Annotated in this window: 23 protein-coding genes; 14 read left to right on the top strand and 9 right to left on the bottom strand. The window is 64.4% G+C overall.

Going from position 1 to position 21,085, the window contains the following annotated elements; translation table 11 throughout:
* Positions 1 to 214: 214 nt before the first annotated feature.
* From Q8Q83_RS17555 to Q8Q83_RS17565, 3 genes are all read left to right on the top strand, one after another.
* Positions 215 to 880, top strand: a complete 666-nt coding sequence (locus Q8Q83_RS17555; RefSeq protein ID WP_305625414.1) for a fumarylacetoacetate hydrolase family protein — start codon at positions 215 to 217, stop codon at positions 878 to 880.
* Positions 881 to 1,012: 132 nt separating this feature from the next.
* Positions 1,013 to 1,927 carry an SdiA-regulated domain-containing protein gene (locus Q8Q83_RS17560; RefSeq protein ID WP_305625415.1) on the top strand — a complete coding sequence of 305 codons (915 nt, stop codon included), beginning with the start codon at positions 1,013 to 1,015 and terminating at the stop codon, positions 1,925 to 1,927.
* Between the two features lie 60 nt (positions 1,928 to 1,987).
* Positions 1,988 to 2,911, top strand: coding sequence for an SdiA-regulated domain-containing protein (locus Q8Q83_RS17565; protein WP_305625416.1), 924 nt, complete (start codon positions 1,988 to 1,990; stop codon positions 2,909 to 2,911).
* 9 nt (positions 2,912 to 2,920) lie between these two features.
* Here Q8Q83_RS17565 and Q8Q83_RS17570 read toward each other — a convergent pair whose 3' ends face one another.
* Positions 2,921 to 4,306 carry a NorM family multidrug efflux MATE transporter gene (locus Q8Q83_RS17570; RefSeq protein WP_305625417.1) on the bottom strand — a complete coding sequence of 462 codons (1,386 nt, stop codon included), beginning with the start codon at positions 4,304 to 4,306 and terminating at the stop codon, positions 2,921 to 2,923.
* A gap of 138 nt (positions 4,307 to 4,444) precedes the next feature.
* Here Q8Q83_RS17570 and Q8Q83_RS17575 point away from each other — a divergent pair, with 138 nt between their 5' ends.
* Both Q8Q83_RS17575 and Q8Q83_RS17580 read left to right on the top strand, forming a co-directional pair.
* Positions 4,445 to 5,377, top strand: coding sequence for a LysR substrate-binding domain-containing protein (locus Q8Q83_RS17575; RefSeq protein ID WP_305625418.1), 933 nt, complete (start codon positions 4,445 to 4,447; stop codon positions 5,375 to 5,377).
* Between the two features lie 430 nt (positions 5,378 to 5,807).
* Complete coding sequence (locus Q8Q83_RS17580; protein ID WP_305625419.1) at positions 5,808 to 6,593, top strand: gamma-glutamyl-gamma-aminobutyrate hydrolase family protein; 786 nt, start codon at positions 5,808 to 5,810, stop codon at positions 6,591 to 6,593.
* A gap of 62 nt (positions 6,594 to 6,655) precedes the next feature.
* Here the strand turns inward: Q8Q83_RS17580 and Q8Q83_RS17585 are convergent, their stop codons facing one another.
* Together Q8Q83_RS17585 and Q8Q83_RS17590 are read right to left on the bottom strand one after the other, a co-directional pair.
* Positions 6,656 to 8,155, bottom strand: a complete 1,500-nt coding sequence (locus Q8Q83_RS17585; RefSeq protein ID WP_305625420.1) for a YifB family Mg chelatase-like AAA ATPase — start codon at positions 8,153 to 8,155, stop codon at positions 6,656 to 6,658.
* Between the two features lie 40 nt (positions 8,156 to 8,195).
* Positions 8,196 to 8,471, bottom strand: coding sequence for an accessory factor UbiK family protein (locus Q8Q83_RS17590; protein WP_305625421.1), 276 nt, complete (start codon positions 8,469 to 8,471; stop codon positions 8,196 to 8,198).
* 428 nt (positions 8,472 to 8,899) lie between these two features.
* On the opposite strand from Q8Q83_RS17590, the gene glnK reads away from it, so the two are divergent.
* The 4 genes from glnK to sutA all read left to right on the top strand — a co-directional run bounded on the left by glnK (position 8,900) and on the right by sutA (position 12,561).
* Positions 8,900 to 9,238, top strand: coding sequence for a P-II family nitrogen regulator (gene glnK, locus Q8Q83_RS17595; RefSeq protein WP_003096476.1), 339 nt, complete (start codon positions 8,900 to 8,902; stop codon positions 9,236 to 9,238).
* A 37-nt stretch (positions 9,239 to 9,275) separates the two neighbouring features.
* Complete coding sequence (locus Q8Q83_RS17600; protein WP_305625422.1) at positions 9,276 to 10,592, top strand: ammonium transporter; 1,317 nt, start codon at positions 9,276 to 9,278, stop codon at positions 10,590 to 10,592.
* Positions 10,593 to 10,758: 166 nt separating this feature from the next.
* Positions 10,759 to 12,009, top strand: coding sequence for an ammonium transporter (locus Q8Q83_RS17605; protein WP_305625423.1), 1,251 nt, complete (start codon positions 10,759 to 10,761; stop codon positions 12,007 to 12,009).
* A 225-nt stretch (positions 12,010 to 12,234) separates the two neighbouring features.
* A complete protein-coding gene (sutA, locus tag Q8Q83_RS17610; protein ID WP_305625424.1) occupies positions 12,235 to 12,561 on the top strand; it encodes a transcriptional regulator SutA in 327 nt (108 codons plus the stop codon).
* Between the two features lie 269 nt (positions 12,562 to 12,830).
* Here sutA and Q8Q83_RS17615 read toward each other — a convergent pair whose 3' ends face one another.
* The 6 genes from Q8Q83_RS17615 to Q8Q83_RS17640 all read right to left on the bottom strand — a co-directional run bounded on the left by Q8Q83_RS17615 (position 12,831) and on the right by Q8Q83_RS17640 (position 17,513).
* Positions 12,831 to 13,526, bottom strand: a complete 696-nt coding sequence (locus Q8Q83_RS17615; protein ID WP_305625425.1) for an HAD family hydrolase — start codon at positions 13,524 to 13,526, stop codon at positions 12,831 to 12,833.
* Positions 13,523 to 14,419 (bottom strand): tyrosine recombinase XerC, encoded by an 897-nt coding sequence (gene xerC, locus Q8Q83_RS17620; protein WP_305625426.1) that lies wholly within the window; start codon positions 14,417 to 14,419, stop codon positions 13,523 to 13,525. The genes Q8Q83_RS17615 and xerC overlap by 4 nt, the downstream gene beginning before the upstream one ends.
* 132 nt (positions 14,420 to 14,551) lie before the next feature.
* Positions 14,552 to 15,250 carry a DUF484 family protein gene (locus tag Q8Q83_RS17625; RefSeq protein ID WP_305625427.1) on the bottom strand — a complete coding sequence of 233 codons (699 nt, stop codon included), beginning with the start codon at positions 15,248 to 15,250 and terminating at the stop codon, positions 14,552 to 14,554.
* A 30-nt stretch (positions 15,251 to 15,280) separates the two neighbouring features.
* On the bottom strand, positions 15,281 to 16,111 hold the full coding sequence (gene dapF, locus Q8Q83_RS17630) for a diaminopimelate epimerase (RefSeq protein WP_305625428.1): 831 nt from the start codon (positions 16,109 to 16,111) through the stop codon (positions 15,281 to 15,283).
* Positions 16,112 to 16,121: 10 nt separating this feature from the next.
* Positions 16,122 to 17,375, bottom strand: a complete 1,254-nt coding sequence (gene lysA / locus Q8Q83_RS17635) for a diaminopimelate decarboxylase (RefSeq protein WP_305625429.1) — start codon at positions 17,373 to 17,375, stop codon at positions 16,122 to 16,124.
* A gap of 9 nt (positions 17,376 to 17,384) precedes the next feature.
* Positions 17,385 to 17,513 carry a lipoprotein gene (locus Q8Q83_RS17640; protein ID WP_305625430.1) on the bottom strand — a complete coding sequence of 43 codons (129 nt, stop codon included), beginning with the start codon at positions 17,511 to 17,513 and terminating at the stop codon, positions 17,385 to 17,387.
* A gap of 147 nt (positions 17,514 to 17,660) precedes the next feature.
* Between Q8Q83_RS17640 and Q8Q83_RS17645 the strand changes: the two genes are divergently transcribed.
* The 5 genes from Q8Q83_RS17645 (at position 17,661) to Q8Q83_RS17665 (ending at position 21,020) form a co-directional block, all read left to right on the top strand.
* Positions 17,661 to 18,698 (top strand): AraC family transcriptional regulator, encoded by a 1,038-nt coding sequence (locus tag Q8Q83_RS17645; protein WP_305625431.1) that lies wholly within the window; start codon positions 17,661 to 17,663, stop codon positions 18,696 to 18,698.
* A gap of 263 nt (positions 18,699 to 18,961) precedes the next feature.
* Positions 18,962 to 19,294 carry an iron donor protein CyaY gene (gene cyaY, locus Q8Q83_RS17650; protein WP_305625432.1) on the top strand — a complete coding sequence of 111 codons (333 nt, stop codon included), beginning with the start codon at positions 18,962 to 18,964 and terminating at the stop codon, positions 19,292 to 19,294.
* Complete coding sequence (locus Q8Q83_RS17655) at positions 19,275 to 19,481, top strand: DUF1289 domain-containing protein (RefSeq protein ID WP_305625433.1); 207 nt, start codon at positions 19,275 to 19,277, stop codon at positions 19,479 to 19,481. The genes cyaY and Q8Q83_RS17655 overlap by 20 nt, the downstream gene beginning before the upstream one ends.
* 257 nt (positions 19,482 to 19,738) lie before the next feature.
* Positions 19,739 to 20,146, top strand: a complete 408-nt coding sequence (gene rnk, locus Q8Q83_RS17660; protein WP_305625434.1) for a nucleoside diphosphate kinase regulator — start codon at positions 19,739 to 19,741, stop codon at positions 20,144 to 20,146.
* Between the two features lie 73 nt (positions 20,147 to 20,219).
* Positions 20,220 to 21,020: a lipase family protein gene (locus Q8Q83_RS17665; protein ID WP_305625435.1), complete on the top strand. Its 801-nt coding sequence runs from the start codon at positions 20,220 to 20,222 to the stop codon at positions 21,018 to 21,020.
* Positions 21,021 to 21,085: the final 65 nt, after the last annotated feature.

The following is a 21,085-nucleotide window of genomic DNA, read 5'->3' on the forward strand; positions in this document are numbered from 1 at the left end:
CGCTCGTAACGCTTCAGACATGTCAGAAAATTGACCGGGCAGATCGTAGGGCGGGTGCAACCCGCCACCTGAGAGCGGCGGGTTGCACCCGCCCTACGGCCCAGCAATGCGTGACACTTGTAGGCGCCAGCTTGCTGGCGATGTTTTCGTTGCGCGGATCGCCGCAAGCGGGCTCTTACCAAGAGCCGCACCGCATTCCCATAAGGAGTCGCCCATGAGCTACCAGCACCAGTATATCGACGGCACCCATATCCACTTCCCTATGGGCAAGGTGGTGTGTATCGGGCGCAACTACGCCGAGCACGCCAAGGAGCTGAACAACCCGGTGCCCAGCGAGCCGCTGCTGTTTATCAAGGCCGGCAGCTGTGTGGTGCCGCTGGATGACGGCTTCAGCATCCCCGCCGACCGTGGCGTGGTGCATTACGAGGCGGAAATCGCCGTGCTGATCGGCAAGCCGCTGTCGCGCACACCGAATGCCGAGGAAGTGCTGGACGCCATTTCCGGCTTTGCCCCTGCCCTGGACCTGACCCTGCGCGATGTGCAGGCCCAGCTCAAGGAAAAGGGCTATCCCTGGGAAGTGGCCAAGTCCTTCGACGGCGCCTGCGTGCTGGCGCCCTTCGTGCCGGGCGATGCCGTGGAAGACCTGAGCGATATCGGCATTCGCCTGAGCATCAATGGCGAGTTGCGCCAGGACGGCAATAGCCGTGACATGCTCAACCCGATTCTGCCGATGATCCAGCATATCTGCGGTCACTTCAGCCTGCAGCCGGGCGATGTGATCCTCACCGGCACCCCGGTCGGCGTCGGCCCGCTGCACAAGGGCGACGAGCTGGAGCTGGAGCTGGTCGGTCACAGCAGTTTCGCCAGTCGCGCCCTGTAAGCTGTAACAACAGTTCGGGCACCTGGAGGTGCCCGTCGCCCGCCTAATAGCAACTTAAGCGTCGCTCTCTAGTCTGATAGCCATCGTTCTTCCGAGTAGTGTGCGATGCCGCCAGTCAGGCTTTCCCTTCTTATGCGCCCGCGCTGCTTGGCGTTGTTCCTGCTGTTCCTGCTACTGATTGGCCTGGTGGCGCTGGTGAGTGACCGGCACTGGGACGAGCGGCTGCGCTTCTGGTTCAAGCAGCAGCAGGTAAGCGTCGCCGAGCAGCAGGCGAGTATCTGGCTACCGGGTTACCGCGCGGTGCTGCGGGGCAAGCCGGTGCAGGGCCTGGAGCATGACGAACTGTCCGGGCTGACCTACAGCGCGGCGAGCAACACGCTGTTCAGCGTGACGGGGAATAACCCGCAGCTGATCGAGCTGTCGCTCGGCGGCGAGGTGCTGCGGCGCATTCAGCTGAGTGGCTTCTCCAATCCGGAAGGGGTCGAGATGCTCTCCGATGGTCGCCTGGCGATTATCGATGAGCGTAAGCGCAGCATGACCACCTTCAAGCTGGATAAGCTGGCGCTCAGCCTGGATGCCCTCGACTATCCGTCCTTCGACCTGGGCTTTGCCAAGGCCGGTAACAAGGGCTTCGAGGGTATTGCCTGGGATTCGCGCCATCAGCGCGTGCTGCTGGGCAAGGAGCGCAGTCCGCTGGGCCTGTTCAGTCTGCCGTTTCCCGGCGAGGAGGGGGCGGCGGGCACCGTGCAGTCCGTGGTCTCCGGGCAGCTGTTTCTGCGCGATATTTCCTCGTTGACCTACGACGCGCGCACCGATCACACCCTGGTTCTGTCCGACGAGTCGCGCCTGTTGCTGGAGCTGGATGCCCAGGGCGAGCCGGTCAGCTTTATCAGCCTAAGCCTGGGCATGAACGGCCTGCGCGGCGGCATCCAGCAGGCCGAAGGGGTGACCATGGATGGGGTGGGCAATATCTATATAGTCGGCGAGCCCAATCTGTTTTATGTACTGAGCAAGGCGCCCGCGGTGCGTCAGCCGGATAACGGCTGATGCAGTTTGGCTTCAGCTACGCCCGCTACCCTGGCCCATCACTTAACGGATTAACTATCGATGCGCGCTTATTTCACCCTTAAACGTCTGCTGTGGAGCGGGCTGTTGCTCGCCTTGCTCCTGCTGGGGCTGTTGGCCCAGGAATACCGGTTGTTCGAGCGTGCCTGGTTCAACGCCCAGCAATGGCAGCATGCGGCTAAGTGGCAAGGCCGCTCGATCTGGCTGGCGGATTATCGGGTCGAGCTGGAAGCCATGCCCATCGAGGGGCTGGACGATGATGTGTCGGCCTTGACCTACGATCCCGAGCGCAACAGCCTGTTCACCGTTACCAATAACCAGCCGCAGCTGATCGAGCTGTCGCTGGATGGGCGCATCTTGCGGCGCATCGATCTGCTCGGTTTCGGCGATGCCGAGGCGGTCGAGTACATCAGCCCGGGCCTCTATGTGATCACCGACGAGCGCCTGCAGCGCCTGATCAAGGTGCGGGTCGATGATGCCACCACGCAGTTGGACGCCGAGCAATCCCAGCAGCTGTCCCTGGGCATAGGCTTGAGCGGCAACAAGGGCTTCGAGGGCCTGGCCTATGACTCCGCCGGGCAGCGTCTGTTTGTGGCCAAAGAACGCGATCCGCTGCGTATTTACGAGATTCATGGCTTTCCGCAACGCAATCCCGAGCGGCCGTTTGCCGTGCATGTGCTGGATGACCAGCGGCGCGACGCCGGGTTGTTCGTCCGCGACCTGTCCAGCCTGCTGTTCGATGAGCGCAGCGGGCATCTGCTGGCGCTGTCCGACGAGTCGCGCCTGGTGCTGGAACTGGATGTGCAGGGTCAGCCGATCAGCAGCCTGTCCCTGCTCGCCGGGCGCCACGGCCTGCAGCGCAGCGTGCCCCAGGGCGAGGGCATCGCCATGGATAACCAGGGCACGCTCTATCTGGTCAGCGAACCCAACCTGTTCTACCGCTTTAACAAGCCCGCTGAGCAGTGAGTGCTGGGTTTATGACAGGCAGGCCTGAGCTGCCTGGGCTGGCGGCTGCAGCAGGCGCGCGGTCTTCCATTCGAAGCCGAGAGTCAGGCCGATAGCGGCGCAGGCCAGGCCGCTCGCCAGGCCCCACCAGACCCCCTGGGCGCCCCAACCCAGGGGGAAGGCCAGCAGCCAGGCCAGGGGCACGCCCACCAGCCAATAGCAGCCGAGGCCGACCCAGAAGGTGGTCTTGGCGTCTTTCAGGCCGCGAATCGCGCCCATGGCGATGGTCTGGATACCATCGAAGAACTCGAACCAGGCGGCAATCGCCAGCAGGCTGACGGCCAGCGCCACCACCTCGGCATAGGCCGGATCGGCGCGATCGAGAAACAGCCCCACCACCGACTGCGGCGCCAGCCAGAACAGGCCGGCGAACGCCAGCATGCACAGGGCGCCCAGGCCTATGCCCAGACGTCCGGCTTGGCGCGCCTCGAGCAGGCGGCCGGCGCCGAAGTGCTGGCCGATACGGAAGGTCACCGCGTAGGAAATCCCCACCGGCACCATAAAGGCCACATACACCGACATGATCGCAATCTGGTGCGCCGCCAGTTGCTGGCTGCCCAGGGCACCCATGCACAGCGCGGCGAAGGCGAACAACCCGGATTCCACCGCATAGGTGCCGCCAATCGGCAGGCCCAGGCGCAGCAGTTCCTGCAGTTCGGCCCGGGTTGGGCGAAACAGGCCGCGCCACAGCGGGTAGCCGGCGTAGGCGCTGTGACGCAGCACATGACAGGCCAGCAGCAGCGCCATCAGGTTCATCACCAGCGCGGTGACCAGGCCGATCCCGCTCAGGCCCAGGCTGGGCAGGCCGAACCAGCCCTCGATCAATGCATAGTTGAGGGCGAAGTTGGCCAGCGCCCCGCCAATGCTGATGGCCATCACCGGGCCGGGCCGGCCGATGGCGCTGGTAAAGCCGCGCAGGGCCATAAAACTCATATAGCCGGGCAGGGCGAACACCAGGGTGGCGAGAAACTGCATGGCGCCCTCGACGTTGGCGGGGGCTTGGCCGAAATACCGCAGCGCGGGGGCCAGGTTCCACAGCGCCAGGCCGGCCAGCAACGCCAGGACCCAGCCCAGCCACAGGCCGTTCTGGGTCAGCCGGGTGACGCCGGCGGCATCCCCGGCGCCATGGCGAATGGCGACCAGGTTGCCGACCGCGGCTATCACCCCGACGCAGAAGATCGACACAAAGGAATAGCTGGCCGCGCCCAGGCCGCCGGCGGCCAGCGACTCGGGGCCGAGCCGGCCCATCATCAGGGTGTCGGTGAACACCATCAGGACATGGGCCAGCTGGGCGGTGATCAGCGGGCCGGCCAGTTGCAGAATGGCGCGCAGTTCGCTGCGCAGAGGCTGTTGCATGATGAGTTCTACTCAGGTAGATGGCTTGCCCGGATTATCCCGGCAGGCAGAGAATGGCCTTATTCTCGGTAGCCACCCGCGGCAGCACAAAGGGAAAAAGAAGATGCATGGCATGATTAATACTCATGGTAAGCGCGCATGAATCGACGCTTGCCACCGCTGTATGCCCTGCGCGCCTTCGAGGCGGCGGCGCGGCACAGTTCCTTTACCCGCGCGGCCGAGGAGTTGGCCATCACCCAGAGCGCGGTCAGCCGCCATGTGCGCACCCTGGAGGAGCACTTCGGCTGCCGCCTGTTCGAGCGTCGCGGGCGCAGCCTGCAGCTGAGCGAAAGCGCGCGCATGCTGCTGCCGGGGCTGCGTGACGGCTTCGATGCCCTGGAGCGCGCCTGCAATACCCTGCGCGTGGATGAGCGCATCCTGCGCCTGAAAGCCCCCTCGACCCTGACCATGCGCTGGTTGCTGGCGCGCCTGTCGCGCTTTCGCCTGCAAAACAGCGACAGCGAAGTGCAGCTGACCAGCGCCTGGATGGATGTGGACCGGGTGGATTTCCACCACGAGCCCTTCGATTGCGCCGTGCTGCTCGGTCGTGGCGGCTTTCCGGAGGAATGGGAAAGCACCCTGCTGTTCGCCGAATGGCTGGTGCCGGTCTGCGCGGCAGAGGCGGTCAAGGAGGGCCCTTGGGATCTGCCGCGCTTGCAGGCGGCGGAGCTCTTGCACCCCACCGCCGACCGCCGCGACTGGCGGCGCTGGTTGCAGGCCATGGGCCTGAGCGAGCAGGTCGCGCTCAAGGGCGGGCAGGTCTTCGACACCCTGGAGCTGGGCATAGTGGCGGCCGAGCGCGGCTATGGGGTGTCGATCGGCGACCTGGTGATGGTCGCCGAGGATGTGCAGCAGGGCCGCCTGGGTTTGCCCTGGCCCAGCACTGTGGCCAGCGGCGACAGCTACTACCTGGTCTGGCCCAAGGCGCGTCGTGGCCAGGAGCGCTTGCAGCGGCTGCGGGATTTCCTCTTGGCGGAAGTGGCGGCGATGCGTTTGCCGCAGGTGCAGCCCGTGGAAGCATTGGGGCACTAAGGCCCGAGGCTGGTTGGGCGTAAAAAATATTGGACTGCCTGTACCGGGTCGCTCAGCTAGAAATCAGTTAAAACAGGCGGTTATTGGCGCCTTGCGCGGATTGTTGGACAGGGTGACGGTCTTATATTTCAACAATCTGCGCTGAATTGTTTGACATATTTTACGGCTTTGGCAGACTGGCGGCAGGGTTGCGACTGTCCGGCACTGCTTGTGTGCGGGCATATGAGCCACAGTGGCCTGCCTATTCGGCCACTTATGACGGGCGCAACCAGCGGTAAACAGGAAGTCGAGCGGCGCTAGCGGGCCGTTTAAAACCTCGAGAACGACGCCAGGCAGCTTTGTCTGCCGGGTCGAGTTCAGGGGGGTTGCAGCACTCGTAGCCGTCCTTCCTGCACAGCAACGGCAGGCCAAGCCTGCCCCAAGGTGATGTATGTCCAACAACGCAAACAAGTCCACTGCCAAGCGTAAACCCGTTGTCCTGATGTCCATGGGCGCCCAAGAGCGCAAGGGCCATGCCTACCAAGTCATGACCCACAAGTACATAACCCCCCTGGTCGAGCTCTCCGGTTGCGTGCCACTGCTGGCACCCAGCTGCTGCGGCACCGACGATCTCGAGCAATACCTGTCGATGGTCGATGGGGTCTACCTGACCGGTGCCGGCAGCAATATCGACCCGGCGCTCTACGGTCAGGAGAACCTGACACCGACCAAGGGTCAGGACCCTGATCGTGACCTCTTCGATATCCCGCTGATCCGCGCCGCCATCGCCCGTGGCCTGCCACTGTTCGGCATCTGCCGCGGCATGCAGGAAATCAACGTGGCCCTGGGCGGCACTATTCATCAGAAGGTCTATGAACTGCCGGAGATGAACGACCACCGCGAAGACACCGAGACCCCGGTTGAGGAGCAGTATGCCGAGAGCCACGCGGTGCGTCCGGTGCCCGGCACCTGGTTCGCCGAGCTGATGGGCCTGCCGGAAGTCCCGGTCAACTCCCTGCATGGCCAGGCGCTGGATAAGCTGGGTGAGGGCATCGAGGCGCTGGCGCACGCCGAAGATGGCCTGATTGAAGCCATCCACCTGCCGGACGCGGCGAATTTCACCCTGGCCGTGCAGTGGCACCCGGAGTGGCAAGCGGAGCAGAACCCGCAGTCGGTGAAGATCTTCCAGGCCTTCGGCGACGCCTGCCGCCAGCAGGCCGCGCGGCGCGATCAGTAGCACTGAACAGGCACAAAAGAAGCCCCGCAGATGCGGGGCTTCTTATTGCATGGTACGAGCGCTCAGGTCCCGCTGACGCTGGGGCGATACTGCAGCGCCTCGGCCAGATGCGGGCGGCCGATGCTCGCGCTGCTGTCCAGATCCGCCAGGGTACGCGCCACCTTTAGTACCCGGTGCGCCGCGCGCAGGCTCAGACCCAGGCGTTCGCAGGCGCTTTCCAGCCAATGGCGGTCCTCGCCACTCAATCCACAATGCTGCTGCACGCCGGCCAGATCCAGGTGGGCATTGGCGCAGCCCTGGCGCGCCAGTTGTTGCTGGCGGGCATGGCTCACCTGTTCGGCCAGCTCGGCGCTGCTCGGGCCCTGGCTGCCGCTGGTTTCCAGGCGAGTGGTTTCCCGCGGCACCGTCAGGTGCAAGTCTATGCGGTCGAGCAAGGGGCCGGAGAGTTTGCCGCGGTAGCGCTGGACCTGCTCGGCCGAACAGCGGCAGCGTCCGGAAGGGTCGCCCAGGTGTCCGCAGGGGCAGGGGTTCATCGCCGCCACCAGCTGGAAGCGCGCCGGGAAGCGTACCTTGTCGCGGGCCCTGGCTATGACTATATGGCCGCTTTCCAGGGGCTCGCGCAGCACCTCCAGGACCTTCCTATCGAATTCAGGCAGTTCATCCAAGAACAGCACGCCTTGATGGGCCAGGGTGATTTCGCCGGGTTGCGGACGGCTGCCGCCGCCGACCAGGGCCGGGCCGGAGGCGCTGTGATGCGGGGTGCGAAAGGGTCGTTGTGGCCAGGCGGCCAAGGGCGTGTGGCTGGCCACCGAGTGGATGGCCGCGACTTCCAGGGCTTCCTGCTCGTCCAGGGGCGGCAGCAAGCCAGGCAGGCGGCTGGCCAGCAGGGTCTTGCCGGTACCGGGTGGGCCGGTAAACAGCAGATTATGCGAGCCGGCGGCGGCGACCAGTAGAGCGCGCTTGGCGGCCAATTGGCCCTGCACTTCGGCCAAATCCGGGTAGGGTTGGAGTTGTCGCAGCAGCCCCAGGGCCTGGTAGGGCGCGATGGGCGTCTGGCCATTGAGGTGGGCGGCCACCTCGAGCAAGTGCTCGACGGCCAGCACGCACAGCCCCGAGGCCAGGCTGGCTTCCTCGGCGTTGGCCTTGGGCACCAATAAGGTGCGCCCGGCGGCGCGGGCGGCCAGGGCGGCGGGCAATACGCCCTGTACCGGGCGTATTGCCCCGGACAGCGCCAGTTCGCCCAGGCATTCGAGCTGTTCCAGGGCGCCGGCCGGCACCTGGCCGCTGGCGGCGAGGATGCCCAAGGCAATCGCCAGGTCGAAGCGCCCGCCGTCCTTGGGCAGATCGGCCGGGGCCAGGTTCAGGGTGATGCGTCGGGGCGGGAAGTCGAAGGCGCAGTTGAGGATGGCGCTGCGCACCCGGTCCTTGCTTTCCTTGACCGCGGTTTCCGGCAGGCCAACCAGTGCCAGGGAGGGCAGGCCGTTGGCCAGATGGGCTTCCACCGTGACCGCCGGGGCTTCGATGCCGACTTGGGCGCGGCTGTGGACTATGGCCAGGGACATCGATCACTCCTTGATCGGTCAACGCATCCGCGCTGGGGTTTTATTCGCTAGCGGCTGGGGCGTCTACGCTGGTGCTGCGGGCTTCCATCTCGGCCACCTTGGCTTCCAGGGCTTCCAGGCGGGCGCGGGTGCGGGCGAGGACCACCATCTGGCTGTCGAACTCGTCGCGGCTGACCAGATCGAGTTTGCTGAACGCGCTTTGCAGCAGGATCTTGAACTGGCTTTCGAACTCGCTGCGCGGCAGCGGGCTGTCGCCATGGAACAGGCGGGAGGCGTGGGCGCCGAGGGCATCGAGCAGGGCTTTGGGTGGCAGCATGGCGAGGTTCCGGTGGCAGATGGGCGCCAGTGTAGCACGCAGCTCTGGGCGCTTTGCTTGGGCCTCGCTTGGTGCACTTTGCTGGTACATCGCACGCTTTTCGCGCATGCAGCGCCACTGCGCCGCACCATTGTTGTGCGCCAGTTGTGCCTAAAAGTCAGGAAAAGCGCCCTGTTTGATAGATAACTGCATGAAATCAGTCGCTTTTGTCGAAGTTGGCAGGCTTTCTGCTTTGTCTCCTGCGACGCATGCACCGATGCAGTTCCGGTGCATCAGGCGAAGCAGGGAAGTGTTTCGTCGAGAGCTGTTGCTGAGCATCGGGGCCGCTGGGGCAGGGCGCGATGCATTTCAAAAGCCAGACACTGCGCATAGACTTGGGCCGGGTTTGTTTTCCTGGGGCAAGTCCACCTTACACGGGAGAAAGTTACATGAAGCTAGTCACTGCCATCATCAAGCCGTTCAAGCTGGACGACGTCCGTGAGTCACTGTCGGAGATCGGCGTGCAGGGCATCACTGTCACTGAAGTCAAAGGCTTCGGTCGGCAAAAGGGTCACACCGAGCTGTACCGCGGTGCCGAATACGTGGTCGATTTTTTGCCGAAGGTGAAGATCGACGTGGCTATCGCTGATGACCAGCTGGATCGCGTGATCGAGGCCATCACCAAGGCCGCCAACACCGGCAAGATCGGTGACGGCAAGATCTTCGTGGTCAACCTGGAACAGGCCATCCGCATCCGTACCGGCGAAACCGATACCGACGCAATCTAAACGCTCTTCGAACCCCCACGCCCCAGGAGAAAAACATATGACTCTGCGTAAGATCGCAGGGCTAGGAGCCCTTGTGTCCCTCGTCACCCCCGGCCTAGCCATGGCGGACGAGGTTGTATTGAACAGTGGTGATACCGCCTGGATGATCGTTGCCAGCGCGCTCGTACTGTTCATGACCATTCCCGGCCTGGCGCTGTTTTACGGCGGCATGGTGCGGTCCAAGAACGTTCTGTCGGTGATGATGCAGTGCTTCGCCATCACCTGCCTGATCAGCATCCTGTGGGTCGTCTACGGCTACAGCATCGCCTTCGATGTCACTGGCATGGAGCAGAATGTTGTTAACTTCAACTCCTTTATCGGCGGCCTGTCCAAGGCCTTCCTGGCCGGTGTCACCCCCGCCAGCTTGACCTATGCCATCCCGGAAAGCGTATTCATCATCTTCCAGATGACCTTCGCCATCATCACCCCGGCCCTGATCGTCGGTGCCTTCGCCGAGCGCATGAAGTTCTCCGCGATGCTGATCTTTATGGCCGTGTGGTTCACCCTGGTCTATGCACCTATCGCGCACATGGTCTGGTCCGGTAACGGCGGCCTGCTGTGGGACTGGGGCGTGCTGGACTTCGCCGGCGGCACCGTGGTGCACATCAACGCCGGTATCGCTGGCCTGGTGGCCTGCCTGGTGCTGGGCAAGCGTAAAGGCTTCCCGACCACCGCCATGGCGCCGCACAACCTCGGCTACACCCTGCTGGGCGCGGCCATGCTGTGGGTCGGCTGGTTCGGCTTCAACGCCGGCTCCGCCGTCGCCGCCAACGGCACCGCCGGCATGGCCATGCTGGTGACCCAGATCGCCACCGCCGCCGCCGCCCTGGGCTGGATGTGCGCCGAGTGGGTCACCCACGGTAAGCCGAGCGCCCTGGGCATCGCCTCCGGTGTGGTCGCCGGTCTGGTGGCCATCACCCCGGCTGCCGGCACCGCGGGTCCTATGGGCGCCCTGGTGATCGGCCTGTCCGCTGGCGTGATCTGCTTCTTCTGCGCCACCAGCCTGAAGCGCAAGCTGGGCTACGACGACTCCCTGGACGCCTTCGGCGTACACGGTATCGGCGGCATAGTCGGTGCTCTGCTGACCGGCGTGTTCGCCGCGCCGGCCCTGGGCGGCTTCGGCACAGTGGAAGACATAGGTGCGCAAGTGTTCATCCAGTTCAAGGGTGTTGCCTTCACCGTGATCTACACCGCCGTGGTCACCTTCGTGATCCTCAAGGTGCTGGACATGGTGATGGGTCTGCGGGTTGCCGAAGAAGCGGAGACCGTGGGTCTCGACCTCTCCGAGCACAACGAGCGCGGCTACAACCTGTAAGCCTTACAGATGTGCAAAACGCCCGGTTCGCCGGGCGTTTTTTATGGCCTGCCATCCATGGCAGCCACCCTGCGGGCCGTCGCTACGCGACGTTAAAAATGACTCCCGATCATTTTCTATATCCGCGCCAACGGCGGCGCAGGTCCTACGGTACAACGGAGTACTTATGGAAAACACCGCACTGATTCCCTTGCAGTATGCCCTCGATACCTTCTATTTCCTGATCTGCGGCGCCCTGGTGATGTGGATGGCGGCAGGCTTCGCCATGCTCGAATCCGGTCTGGTGCGGGCGAAGAACACCACCGAAATTCTCACCAAGAACATCGTGCTGTATGCCTTGGCCTGCGTGATTTACCTGCTGTTCGGCTATGCCCTGATGTATGGCGGCGCGGCCGGCGGCGTGCTGCCGCATTTCGGTTTCCTGATCGGCGCCGAGCATAGTGTCGAGGCGGTGACCGCTGGCGATGAGGGCGCGCCCTATTACGCCAAGCGTGCGGACTTCTTCTTTCAGGTGGTGTTTGCCGCCACCTGCATGTCGATCGTTTCCGGTGCGGTGGCCGAGCGCATGAAGCTCTGGGCCTTTCTCGCCTTCGCCGTGGTCATGTGCGGGCTGATCTACCCGGTGGAGGGCTACTGGGTTTGGGGCGGTGGATTCCTCAAGGCCGCCGGCTTCAAGGATTTCGCCGGTTCCGGCGTGGTCCATCTGGCCGGTGCCACGGCGGCGCTGGCCGGGGTCCTGCTGCTGGGCGCGCGCCAGGGCAAGTATGGTCCCAAGGGGCAGATCAACGCCTTCCCGGGCGCCAACCTGCCGCTGGCGACCCTGGGCACCTTGATCCTCTGGTTCGGCTGGTTCGGTTTCAACGGTGGTTCGCAGCTGAAGATCAGCAGCATCGAAGACGCCAACGCGGTGGCCAATGTGTTCGTCAACACCAACCTGTCCGCTGCCAGCGGCCTGCTCGCGGCGCTGATAGTCGCGCGTATCCTGTTCGGCAAGGCCGACCTGACCATGGCCCTCAACGGCGCCCTGGCCGGCCTGGTCGCCATCACCGCCGAGCCGCTGACCCCGAGCGCCCTGCAAGCCTGCCTGATCGGTGGCGTGGGCGGCGTGCTGGTGGTGTTCTCCATCCTCGGCCTGGACAAGCTCAAGCTCGACGATCCGGTCGGGGCCATTTCGGTGCACGGCGTAGTCGGTACCTGGGGCCTGCTGGCGGTGTGCCTGAGCAACCGCGACGCCAGTCTGGGCGCCCAGTTGCTGGGGATAGCGGCGATCTTCGCCTGGGTCTTTATCGCCAGCCTGAGTGTCTGGTCGATCATCAAGTTGCTGCTCGGCCTGCGGGTGACCGAAGAGGAAGAGTACGAAGGCGTGGATATAGTCGAGTGCGGAATGGAGGCCTATCCGGAATTCACCCAGAACTGATTTTCCGGGGTTTCGCCGAGGGCGCCTGTTGGCGCCCTTTGTTTTTTCTGCAGGCGCGCTAGAATGCGCGCCCAAGGCTGGCGCTAGACGCCTGCCCCGAGTCACGCCAAGGCTGCGTAAAGTGCGCAGGGCGGCTCGGGTATTGGATTTTCTTCCGGCGACGTTAGAAAGCTGGCGCAGCTGGGCTATAACTACTCTGCTTTTCGCAAGTCATGAGGTTGGAACATGAGCGACGAAGATCTGGAACACGACGAACTGGAAGGCGCTGACGAAGACGATGGCGAGGAGCTGGCTGCCGCCGATGATGGTGACAGCGGCGATGACGAGGTCGACGACGAGGTCGTCCCCGCCAGCAAGAGCAAGAAGGTCAAGGCCGCGGTCGACGTCGAAGAGCTGCCCAGCATCGAAGCCAAGCAGAAAGAGCGCGATGCGCTGGCCCGCGCCATGGAGGAGTTCCTCTCGCGCGGCGGCAAGGTGCAGGAGGTCGAGCCGAACGTCGTCTCCGACCCGCCCAAGAAACCGGACAGCAAATACGGCAGCCGCCCCATCTAAGCGCTAGCCGTAGAAGCAAAAGCCCGCAGGCCATAAGCGTGCGGGCTTTTTTGTGGCCTGCCATCCTTGGCGGCCACCCCTGCGGGGCCGTCGCTACGCGACGTCAAAAATGGCTCCCGGCCATTTTTTATGGGCGCGATTTATCGAGGTGGGCTGGGCTGAGCGTCGCGAAGCCCAACACTGCCATCCCCGGATTGCATCCGGGCTACGGCTTATGCCCGGGCTGTAGGGAGGAAATGGCACAGTCTTGTCCACCAAGACGCGCAGCCTTACCCCCAGCTATGCAGCAGCGCCGGCAGCTCGGCCAGGCTGCGGATCTCGGCATCTGGGGTCGTGGCGCTTTCCCAAGGTTTGCCCTGGGGGTTGAACCAGATGGCGCGCAGGCCCGCGGCCTGGGCACCGGCGATATCGTCGCTGGGGTGGTCGCCGATATGCACGGCGTGCTCGGCCGCTATGCCAGCGCGCTTGAGGGCCTCCTGGAATGGCTTGGGATCGGGTTTGCCGACGCCTAATTCTTCGGCGCACAGGGCGAACTGGAAATAGTCGGCCAGGCCCAGGCGGCGTACATCGGCATTGCCGTTGGTGATCACCCCGAGCATAAAACGGTTGGCCAGGGCCTCCAGGGTCGGGTGCACCTCGGCGAACAACTCGACCTGATGGCGTGCGGCGAGAAACACCTGAAAGCCGGCCTCGGCCAGGGTCTGCGCCTCGTCGTGGGCATAGCCGGCGTCTGCCAGGGCGTTGAACAGAATGCGTCGGCGCAGTTCGCTGAGGCGATGTTGGAGCGACGGCTCGGCCTGCAGCAGGTCGGCGCGAATCGCCCACAGGTGCTCGACCGGCACCGCCCCCAGGCGCGGTGCATGCATGGCCAGCCAGTTGCGCAGCGCCGCTTCGGCGTCCTGCATCACCGGGGTGACATCCCACAGGGTGTCGTCGAGGTCGAAGGTAATCAGCTGGATGCTCATTCTGTGCTGCCTTTGCGTTTTGCTCGGGGGTGAGCCTGGTCGTAGACCTTGGCCAGGTGCTGGAAATCCAGATGGGTGTAGACCTGGGTGGTGGCGATATCGGCGTGGCCGAGCAGTTCCTGCACCGCGCGCAGGTCCTGGGATGACTCCAGCATATGGCTGGCGAAGCTGTGGCGCAGCATATGCGGATGCAGGTGTTGGCCGAGCTCGCGCACACCGGCCTGACGTACCCGCAACTGCACCGCGCGCGGACCGATGCGCCGCCCCTGCTGGCTGATAAACACCGCGCCATCGGCCGGCTTGGCCAGGGCGCGCAGGGGCAGCCACTGTTCCATGGCCTGGCGTGCCATACGCCCGATCGGCAGTTCCCGGGTCTTGTTGCCCTTGCCGCGCACCCGCACCAGGCCGGCCGGCAGGTCGAGGCCGTCGAGGTTCAGGCCGACCAGTTCCGACAGGCGCAGGCCGGAGGAATAGAACAGCTCGAGCATGGCCTGGTCGCGGATGGCGATAAAGTCGTCTTCCAGGGCGCCATCGAGCAACTGCGCGGCGCGGTCGGCATCCAGGGTCTTCGGCAGGCGGCGCTCGCCCTTGGGCGGCATCAGGCCGCTGGCCGGGTCGCTCGGGCAGTGGCCTTCGCGGATCAGGTAGCGATACAGGCCGCGGCTGGCCGAGAGCAGGCGGGCCAGGCTGCGGCTGGACTGGCCTTCGAGGTTCAAACGGGCGATCAGGCGGCGCAGGCGTGGGGTATCCAGCTGTGACCAATGTTCGATCTGTTCGCGCTCGCAGAAGGCCAGCAGCTTGGCCAGGTCGTGGCCGTAGCCAGCCAGGGTATGCGGCGAGAGTTGGCGCTCGCTGCGCAGATGTTCGAGGTAGGCGTCCAAGAGGTCTTGCATGGAAGCTCCCTGCGGTACGGAGGTGTAGCTATGATGGGTTTCATAAGGAGCATCCATGCTCCTTACCCTGCGGGCAGCTAAAGCTGTGCAAAACGACTTCCTGTTTTGCTCAACCCATCCTACAAGCGGTCGTTAGCGCACTGAACGCAAAGGCGTGGCGAAACCCGGTACGACGCGGGCCAGCACTTCGGCGATATAGCCGAGGAACAGGGTGCCCAGGGAGCTCTTGTAATGCTGCGGATCGGCGCTGCCGATCGCCAGCACGCCATGCAGGCCTTGATAGGAGATGCTGACCACCGCCGCCGAGCCGACTCGCGCAGCGTCCTCGGCGCCGAACAGGAAGCTCAGCTCGTGCTCGCGCAGCACCCCGCAGATGGTCTTGCCGCCGGCCAGCAAGCCGCCTATGGCTTGGTGGGCTTCGGCGCTGCTGACCGTGCGACCGACCGGCATGGGCGTATCGCTGAACAGGATCAGGCTGACAAAGGGCACCAGGAACTCGCGGCGCAGGCTGTCTTCCACGCAGCTGACCACTTCTTCCAGGCTATTGGCATCCAGTAGGTCGAGCACCAGGCGGCGGGTCTTGTCGAACAGGCGGTCGTTGTCGCGAGCCACGTCCATCAGCTGCGACAGGCGGTGACGCATCTCGATATTGCGCTCGCGCAGCAGTTTGACCTGACGCTCGACCAGCGACACGGTATCGCCGCGCTGGTGCGGAATGCGCAGCTCGGGGATCAGCTCGTCGTGGTCGATAAAGAATTCCGGATGCAGGCGCAAGTAAGCGGCGACCGTGTCCGAATCCAGTGGTTTGGGCGAATCCTGCTGGTCTGTCATAGGCGCTGCTCGGTCATAAGCGTTGCTCGGTCATAAACGAACCTGTCCTTCGTACACCCGGACTGCGGGTCCGGTCATCATAACGGGCTGGCCTACGCCTGCCCACTCGATGCACAGCTTGCCGCCCGGTAGTTCGATCTGCACCGGCGAATCCATCCAGCCCTGGCTGATGGCCGCCACCGCCGCCGCGCAGGCGCCGGTGCCGCAGGCCTGGGTCTCGCCGGCGCCGCGTTCCCACACCCGCAGCTTGGCGCGCTGACGGTCGAGCACCTGGAGGAAACCGACATTGACCCGCTGCGGGAAGCGCGGGTGATGCTCCAGTTTCGGTCCGAGGCTATGCACCGGGGCTTGGTCGACGCTGTCGACGCGCAGCACCGCATGGGGGTTGCCCATGGAGATGGCCGCCAGCTCGACCTGCAGGCCATCGACCTCGACCTGGTAGCTGAGCGCCTGTTGCTCGGCTTGGAACGGGATATCGGCCGGCACCAGGCGCGGCGCGCCCATATTGACGCTGATCTGCCCATCGCTGCGCACGTCCAGCTCGATGATGCCGCCCTTGGTTTCCACCCGGATCTGCTTCTTCACCGTCAGGCGCTTGTCCAGCACGAAGCGGGCGAAGCAGCGCGCGCCGTTGCCGCACTGTTCCACTTCCGAGCCGTCGGCGTTGAAGATGCGGTAGCGGAAGTCGACGTCCGGATTGCTCGGCGGCTCGACTATCAGCAGCTGATCGAAGCCGACGCCGGTGTGGCGATCGCCCCACTGCTTGGCGTTTTTCGGCTGGATATGCGCGTGCTGGCTGACCAGGTCGAGGACCATAAAGTCATTGCCGAGGCCGTGCATCTTGGTAAAGCGCAATAACATGGCCTTGTCCTTAGGAAGCGGGCGGCAGGCAGCTTTCGCCTGCAAAGAGCTCGCCGAGCGTCTCGCGACGACGCACTTCGAAGGCCTGTTCGCCATCCACCATCACCTCGGCGGCGCGGCCGCGGGTGTTGTAGTTGGAGCTCATGACAAAGCCATAGGCGCCGGCCGAACGCACGGCCAGCAGGTCGCCTTCGGCCAGGGCCAGGTCGCGGTCCTTGGCCAGGAAGTCGCCGGTCTCGCAGATCGGCCCGACTATGTCGTAGTTGCGCGTCGCGCCAGCACGCGGCTGCACCGCCACCACGTCCATCCAGGCCTGATACAGGGCCGGGCGGATCAGGTCGTTCATCGCCGCGTCGACTATGGCGAAGTCCTTGTGCTCGGTGTGCTTGAGGTACTCGACCCGGGTCAGCAGCACGCCGGCGTTGGCCACTATGGAACGGCCCGGCTCGAACACCAGGGCCAGGTCGCGGCCTTGCAAGCGTTCCCTGACGGCGGCGATATAGTCGCCGGCCAGCGGCGGCTGCTCGTCGCGGTATTGCACGCCGAGGCCGCCACCCAGGTCCAGGTGCTGGATGCGGATGCCGCGTGCGGCCAGGCGGTCGATCAGCCCCAGCAGGCGATCCAGGGCGTCGAGGAAGGGCGGCAGGGTGGTCAGCTGCGAGCCGATATGGCAATCGACGCCGACCACTTCCAGGTTAGGCAGTTCGGCGGCGCGGGCGTAGACGGCTTCGGCATCGGCGATGGCGATGCCGAACTTGTTCTCTTTCAGCCCGGTGGAAATATAGGGGTGGGTGCCGGCGTCCACATCCGGGTTGACCCGCAGGGAGATGGCGGCGCTCTTGCCCAGCTCGGCGGCGACCCGTTGCAGGCGCTCCAGCTCCTCGGTGGACTCGACGTTGAAGCAGTGCACGCCGACTTCCAGGGCGCGGCGCATATCGTCGCGGCTCTTGCCGACGCCGGAGAAGACGATCTTGCTCGCCTCGCCGCCAGCGCTCAGCACGCGCTCCAGTTCGCCACGGGAGACGATGTCGAAGCCGGCGCCGAGGCGTGCCAGCACGTTCAACACGCCGATATTGGAGTTGGCCTTGACGGCGAAACACACCAGGTGCGGCATGCCCTGCAGGGCATCGGCATAGGCGTGGTACTGCGCCTCGATATGCGCACGGGAGTAAACGTAGGTCGGCGTACCGAAGCGTTGGGCGATGGCGGACAAGGCCACGCCTTCCGCGAACAGCGCGCCGTCGCGGTAGTTGAAGGCGTTCATGGGCTGTCCTTATTCGTCGCTTTGCGCAGGCGCGGGCTGGCTTTCTTCCGGAAGGTACAGCGGGCCTTTCTGGCCACAGCCGGCGAGCAGCGTGGTGACGGCGACCAGCGCGATAAGGGCAGTAAACAACCGCTTCATGGTGGAATCCTTGTAATAAAGCATGATTGCGCCGGAGTATACCGACCCCCCAGGGCCTTGCCTATGCGCCAGGATTCCCGTCTGGCGGGGCTTTGCTTGTATCTTGGCGGATAGCTTTGGGCGCACGGTGAGTGATCAGGAGTCTGGATGGATAACCCCCCGCTGCTCGGCAGCTCGGTTTCAGTCGCGTATCTGCAGGGCTTGCTCGACTACCTGGAGCGCCAGGGCGTCGATTCCAATGCCTTGCTGGCGCGCGTGCAGCTGAGCCCGCAGGTTCTGGCGCAGCGTGACCAGCGCATCGCCGCCAGTACCTACCTGGAGCTGCTCGGCCATGGCGTGCAGCAAAGTGGCGATCAGCACCTGGGCTTGCACCTGGGTGAGGCGGTGCGGCCGGGCTATTACGGCGTACTCGGCTACCTGATCATGAGCTGCACGACCCTGGCCGATGCCCTGCACCGCCAGGCGCGCTATGCCACCTTGATCGGCAACCTGGGCCAGGTCGATCTGGCCGATGAGCCGCCCCGTGAGGGACTGGAGCCGCAGGTGGCGAACAGCTGGCAACCGTTTCTGCCCCAGCAGCAGCGCCAGCTCAGCGAAGAGACCCTGGCCGGTTGGGTGACCTTCGGCCACTGGATCAGTGGCCAGGATATTCCGCCCACCGAGGTGCGCTTCCAGCATGCGGCGCCGGCGGATGTCAGCGAGCATCAGCGGATCTTTCGCTGCCCGGTGCTGTTCGACCAGGCCGACAATGCCCTGGTCTTCCCCAAGCGCCTGCTGGCCCTGCCGCTGGGCCAGGCCGATGCCCAGGTACGGCTGATGCTGGACGCCTACGCCGATCGCCTGCTCAGCGAAATCAAACAGGGCCATAGCGTGCTGGACCGGGCGCGCCTGGAACTGGCGCGCCAGCTGCCCGAGGCCGGGGCTGATTTGCAGCAGATCGCCGCGCGTTTGGCCCTTAGCCCGCGAACCTTGCAGCGGCGTTTACGCGAAGCCGGGTTATCCTTTAACCAGTTGCTCGACGAGACGCGCCAGCAGTTGGTGTTGCACTATCTGCGCGATCCGGCGCTGGATCTGGCGGAAATCGCCTTTCTGGTCGGCTTCAGCGAGCCGGGTTCATTGGCCCGCGCCTTTCGCCGCTGGACGGGTGAGAGCCCCGGCGAGTACCGCCGCCATCTGACGTTATGAAAGCTACTGCGCTCGGTTTTGCCGCGTTGCAACGCAGCGTAGCGGAGTAACAGCCGAAGGCTGGCCCGTAGGGCGAGCGAAGCGAGTAAAGCAGACTCGGACGTGAGACCTATCAGAATGCTCATGTACACTCCGCTTCTTCGCCTACTTGACCAGCCAAGCTGTTACTTCGTTTCGCCTTGCCTAACCTTTGCTCGTCACGCTTTCATAGCGCCAGATATCCAAGATTTTTGTAGTCGCTGAATTTTTCGAGGTAAGTCGCAATGAGTTTGACCGAAGCCCGCTTTCACGATCTGGTCGATGCCACCCAGCAGGCGGTGGAAGATATTTTCGATGACAGCGACCTGGACCTCGATCTGGAAAATTCCGCCGGCGTGCTGACGGTGCGTTTCGAGAACGGCACCCAACTGATCTTCAGTCGCCAGGAGTCGCTGCGCCAACTGTGGTTGGCGGCGCGTTCGGGTGGTTTCCATTTCGATTACGACCAGGCCAGCGAGCGCTGGATCTGCGACAGCAGCGACGAACAGCTGGGCGAGATGCTGGCGCGCATCACCCAGGAACAATCGGGTGCCGACCTTGAGTTCGAAGAGCTCTGACGGCCCTGGCGCGGCGGCCGGCGAGGTCGCCTCGCCCTGCCGGCGCCAGTGTTGCCTGGACGATCGGGATATCTGCCTGGGCTGCGGTCGCTCCCTGGCAGAAATCCTCGAGTGGGGCAGCGCCGACAGCGTCAGGCGCCGCGCCATTTGCCAAACGGCCCTGGCGCGCCTGCAACAGCGCGGCTGACCGAGCGGTCTTGTTTATTTGAGCGGCTGTGATACGGTCGACCTAACGCTTGCCAAACCCCGTCTTAGTGATGGGGTTTTGCTTTTTCGCGACCCAAAAGGCCGTTGATAAACGTAACGAGCGAAGGTTAGGCAAGGCGAAAGTAGGCGAAGAAGCGGAGTGTACGGCTGTACATGAGCATTCTGAGTTTACTTTCAACGCGGCAAAACCGAGCGCAGTAGTTTTCAACGGTCTTTTAAAGGAGATGTACCCGCACCATGACCAGCGCACCCAGCATCACCATCACCCGCCTCGATCTGCAGCGCCTAGAGCGTCTGCTCGACAGCCTGGAGGATTTCGGCCCCGGCGCCGCGGCATTGCAAGCCGAGCTGGACCGTGCCGAAGTGGTCGGCCATGACGAGGTGCCGGCGGGGGTGGTGACCATGAATTCGCGGGTGCATTGCCGTGAGGAAAGCAGCGGCAAGGACTATCACCTGACCCTGGTGTACCCGCAGGACGCCGGTGGCGAAGGCCGGGTATCGATCCTCGCGCCGGTCGGCAGCGCGCTGTTGGGGCTGTCGGTCGGCCAGCATATCGACTGGACTGCGCCCACCGGCAAGCTGCTCAAGCTGACCCTGCTGGCGGTGGAGTATCAGCCGGAGGCGGCGGGCGAATATAGCCGCTAAGCCGCCGCTGCCCGCAGCTTCGACTGCCATGGTCTAGAGTGCTATGCACGTTCGAGTCGGCAAGGAGGCCCCCATGTCCAGTCTGCCCCTGTATTTTCCCCAAGGTTTTGTCCTGACCCAGGCGCTGCAGTGCGCCGAGCTGGTCAGCGCCGCCTACGACCAGTACAACCAATGGCAAATCCAGGACCGCCCGCGGCGGCCGCAGGATTTCCGTTGGCAGCCGCCGACGCTGCCGGGCTGGCGCTTCTCCGCGCCGGTCTGGAGCATCCTCAGCGAGCTGCATTTTCTCAATGAATCGGAGCCCTTCGGTTTCGCCGCGCGCGACCCGCAGGGCGCGGTCTACCTGGTGTTTCGCGGCACCGACACGGCGCAGGACTGGCTGGACGATCTGGATGCCGCTCAGCGCGCCTATCCCTGGCAGCCCGGGGTCGGGCGCGTGCATGACGGCTTTCTCAAGCTCTATGCCTCGCTGCGTGATCTGGCGCTGCATGCCCTGGACGGGATGCAGCCGAACGGCCCGCTGTGGGTCTGTGGGCACAGCCTGGGTTGCACCCTGTCGAGCCTGGCGGTGCTGGATCTGCGCGAGCGCTGGCCGGACTTGCCGCTGCAGCATTACAACTTCGCCAGCCCGCGCCTGGCGGCGCCGGATTTCGCCGCCCACTACAACGCCTTACAGGTGCCGACCTACCGCCTGGTCAACGACAGCGACCTGGTGCCGCAAGTACCGCCCGGGGTCACTGGACGCTGGCTGTACCAGCACCTGGGCCTGGCGGTGAGCTTCACGGCCAGCTATGCCGGGGTAGCGGCCGATCACAGTTTGGCGGACTGCTACCTGTATGCCCTGCAGCATCCGCAGGCGCCGATGCGCGGCTAGCAGGCCGTTGATAAACTACCTACGTTGCCGATACGGCGTTAAAAACGGCCTAAAAATGCTCATTT

The organism is Pseudomonas sp. (assembly GCF_030696055.1).
Classification (GTDB): Bacteria; Pseudomonadota; Gammaproteobacteria; order Pseudomonadales; family Pseudomonadaceae; genus Aquipseudomonas.

Excerpts from the sequence above, each read along its gene's own strand:
- Q8Q83_RS17585 (WP_305625420.1), bottom strand. The coding sequence starts at position 8,155 with ATGTCCCTGGCCATAGTCCACAGCCGCGCCCAAGTCGGCATCGAAGCC.
- dapF (WP_305625428.1), bottom strand. The coding sequence starts at position 16,111 with ATGTTATTGCGCTTTACCAAGATGCACGGCCTCGGCAATGACTTTATG.
- sutA (WP_305625424.1), top strand. The coding sequence starts at position 12,235 with ATGAGCGACGAAGATCTGGAACACGACGAACTGGAAGGCGCTGACGAA.
- Q8Q83_RS17555 (WP_305625414.1), top strand. The coding sequence starts at position 215 with ATGAGCTACCAGCACCAGTATATCGACGGCACCCATATCCACTTCCCT.
- Q8Q83_RS17570 (WP_305625417.1), bottom strand. The coding sequence starts at position 4,306 with ATGCAACAGCCTCTGCGCAGCGAACTGCGCGCCATTCTGCAACTGGCC.
- rnk (WP_305625434.1), top strand. The coding sequence starts at position 19,739 with ATGACCAGCGCACCCAGCATCACCATCACCCGCCTCGATCTGCAGCGC.
- Q8Q83_RS17590 (WP_305625421.1), bottom strand. The coding sequence starts at position 8,471 with ATGCTGCCACCCAAAGCCCTGCTCGATGCCCTCGGCGCCCACGCCTCC.
- xerC (WP_305625426.1), bottom strand. The coding sequence starts at position 14,419 with ATGCAAGACCTCTTGGACGCCTACCTCGAACATCTGCGCAGCGAGCGC.
- Q8Q83_RS17605 (WP_305625423.1), top strand. The coding sequence starts at position 10,759 with ATGGAAAACACCGCACTGATTCCCTTGCAGTATGCCCTCGATACCTTC.
- Q8Q83_RS17560 (WP_305625415.1), top strand. The coding sequence starts at position 1,013 with ATGCGCCCGCGCTGCTTGGCGTTGTTCCTGCTGTTCCTGCTACTGATT.
- lysA (WP_305625429.1), bottom strand. The coding sequence starts at position 17,375 with ATGAACGCCTTCAACTACCGCGACGGCGCGCTGTTCGCGGAAGGCGTG.
- Q8Q83_RS17640 (WP_305625430.1), bottom strand. The coding sequence starts at position 17,513 with ATGAAGCGGTTGTTTACTGCCCTTATCGCGCTGGTCGCCGTCACCACG.
- Q8Q83_RS17565 (WP_305625416.1), top strand. The coding sequence starts at position 1,988 with ATGCGCGCTTATTTCACCCTTAAACGTCTGCTGTGGAGCGGGCTGTTG.
- cyaY (WP_305625432.1), top strand. The coding sequence starts at position 18,962 with ATGAGTTTGACCGAAGCCCGCTTTCACGATCTGGTCGATGCCACCCAG.
- Q8Q83_RS17575 (WP_305625418.1), top strand. The coding sequence starts at position 4,445 with ATGAATCGACGCTTGCCACCGCTGTATGCCCTGCGCGCCTTCGAGGCG.
- Q8Q83_RS17665 (WP_305625435.1), top strand. The coding sequence starts at position 20,220 with ATGTCCAGTCTGCCCCTGTATTTTCCCCAAGGTTTTGTCCTGACCCAG.
- Q8Q83_RS17645 (WP_305625431.1), top strand. The coding sequence starts at position 17,661 with ATGGATAACCCCCCGCTGCTCGGCAGCTCGGTTTCAGTCGCGTATCTG.
- glnK (WP_003096476.1), top strand. The coding sequence starts at position 8,900 with ATGAAGCTAGTCACTGCCATCATCAAGCCGTTCAAGCTGGACGACGTC.
- Q8Q83_RS17580 (WP_305625419.1), top strand. The coding sequence starts at position 5,808 with ATGTCCAACAACGCAAACAAGTCCACTGCCAAGCGTAAACCCGTTGTC.
- Q8Q83_RS17625 (WP_305625427.1), bottom strand. The coding sequence starts at position 15,250 with ATGACAGACCAGCAGGATTCGCCCAAACCACTGGATTCGGACACGGTC.
- Q8Q83_RS17600 (WP_305625422.1), top strand. The coding sequence starts at position 9,276 with ATGACTCTGCGTAAGATCGCAGGGCTAGGAGCCCTTGTGTCCCTCGTC.
- Q8Q83_RS17615 (WP_305625425.1), bottom strand. The coding sequence starts at position 13,526 with ATGAGCATCCAGCTGATTACCTTCGACCTCGACGACACCCTGTGGGAT.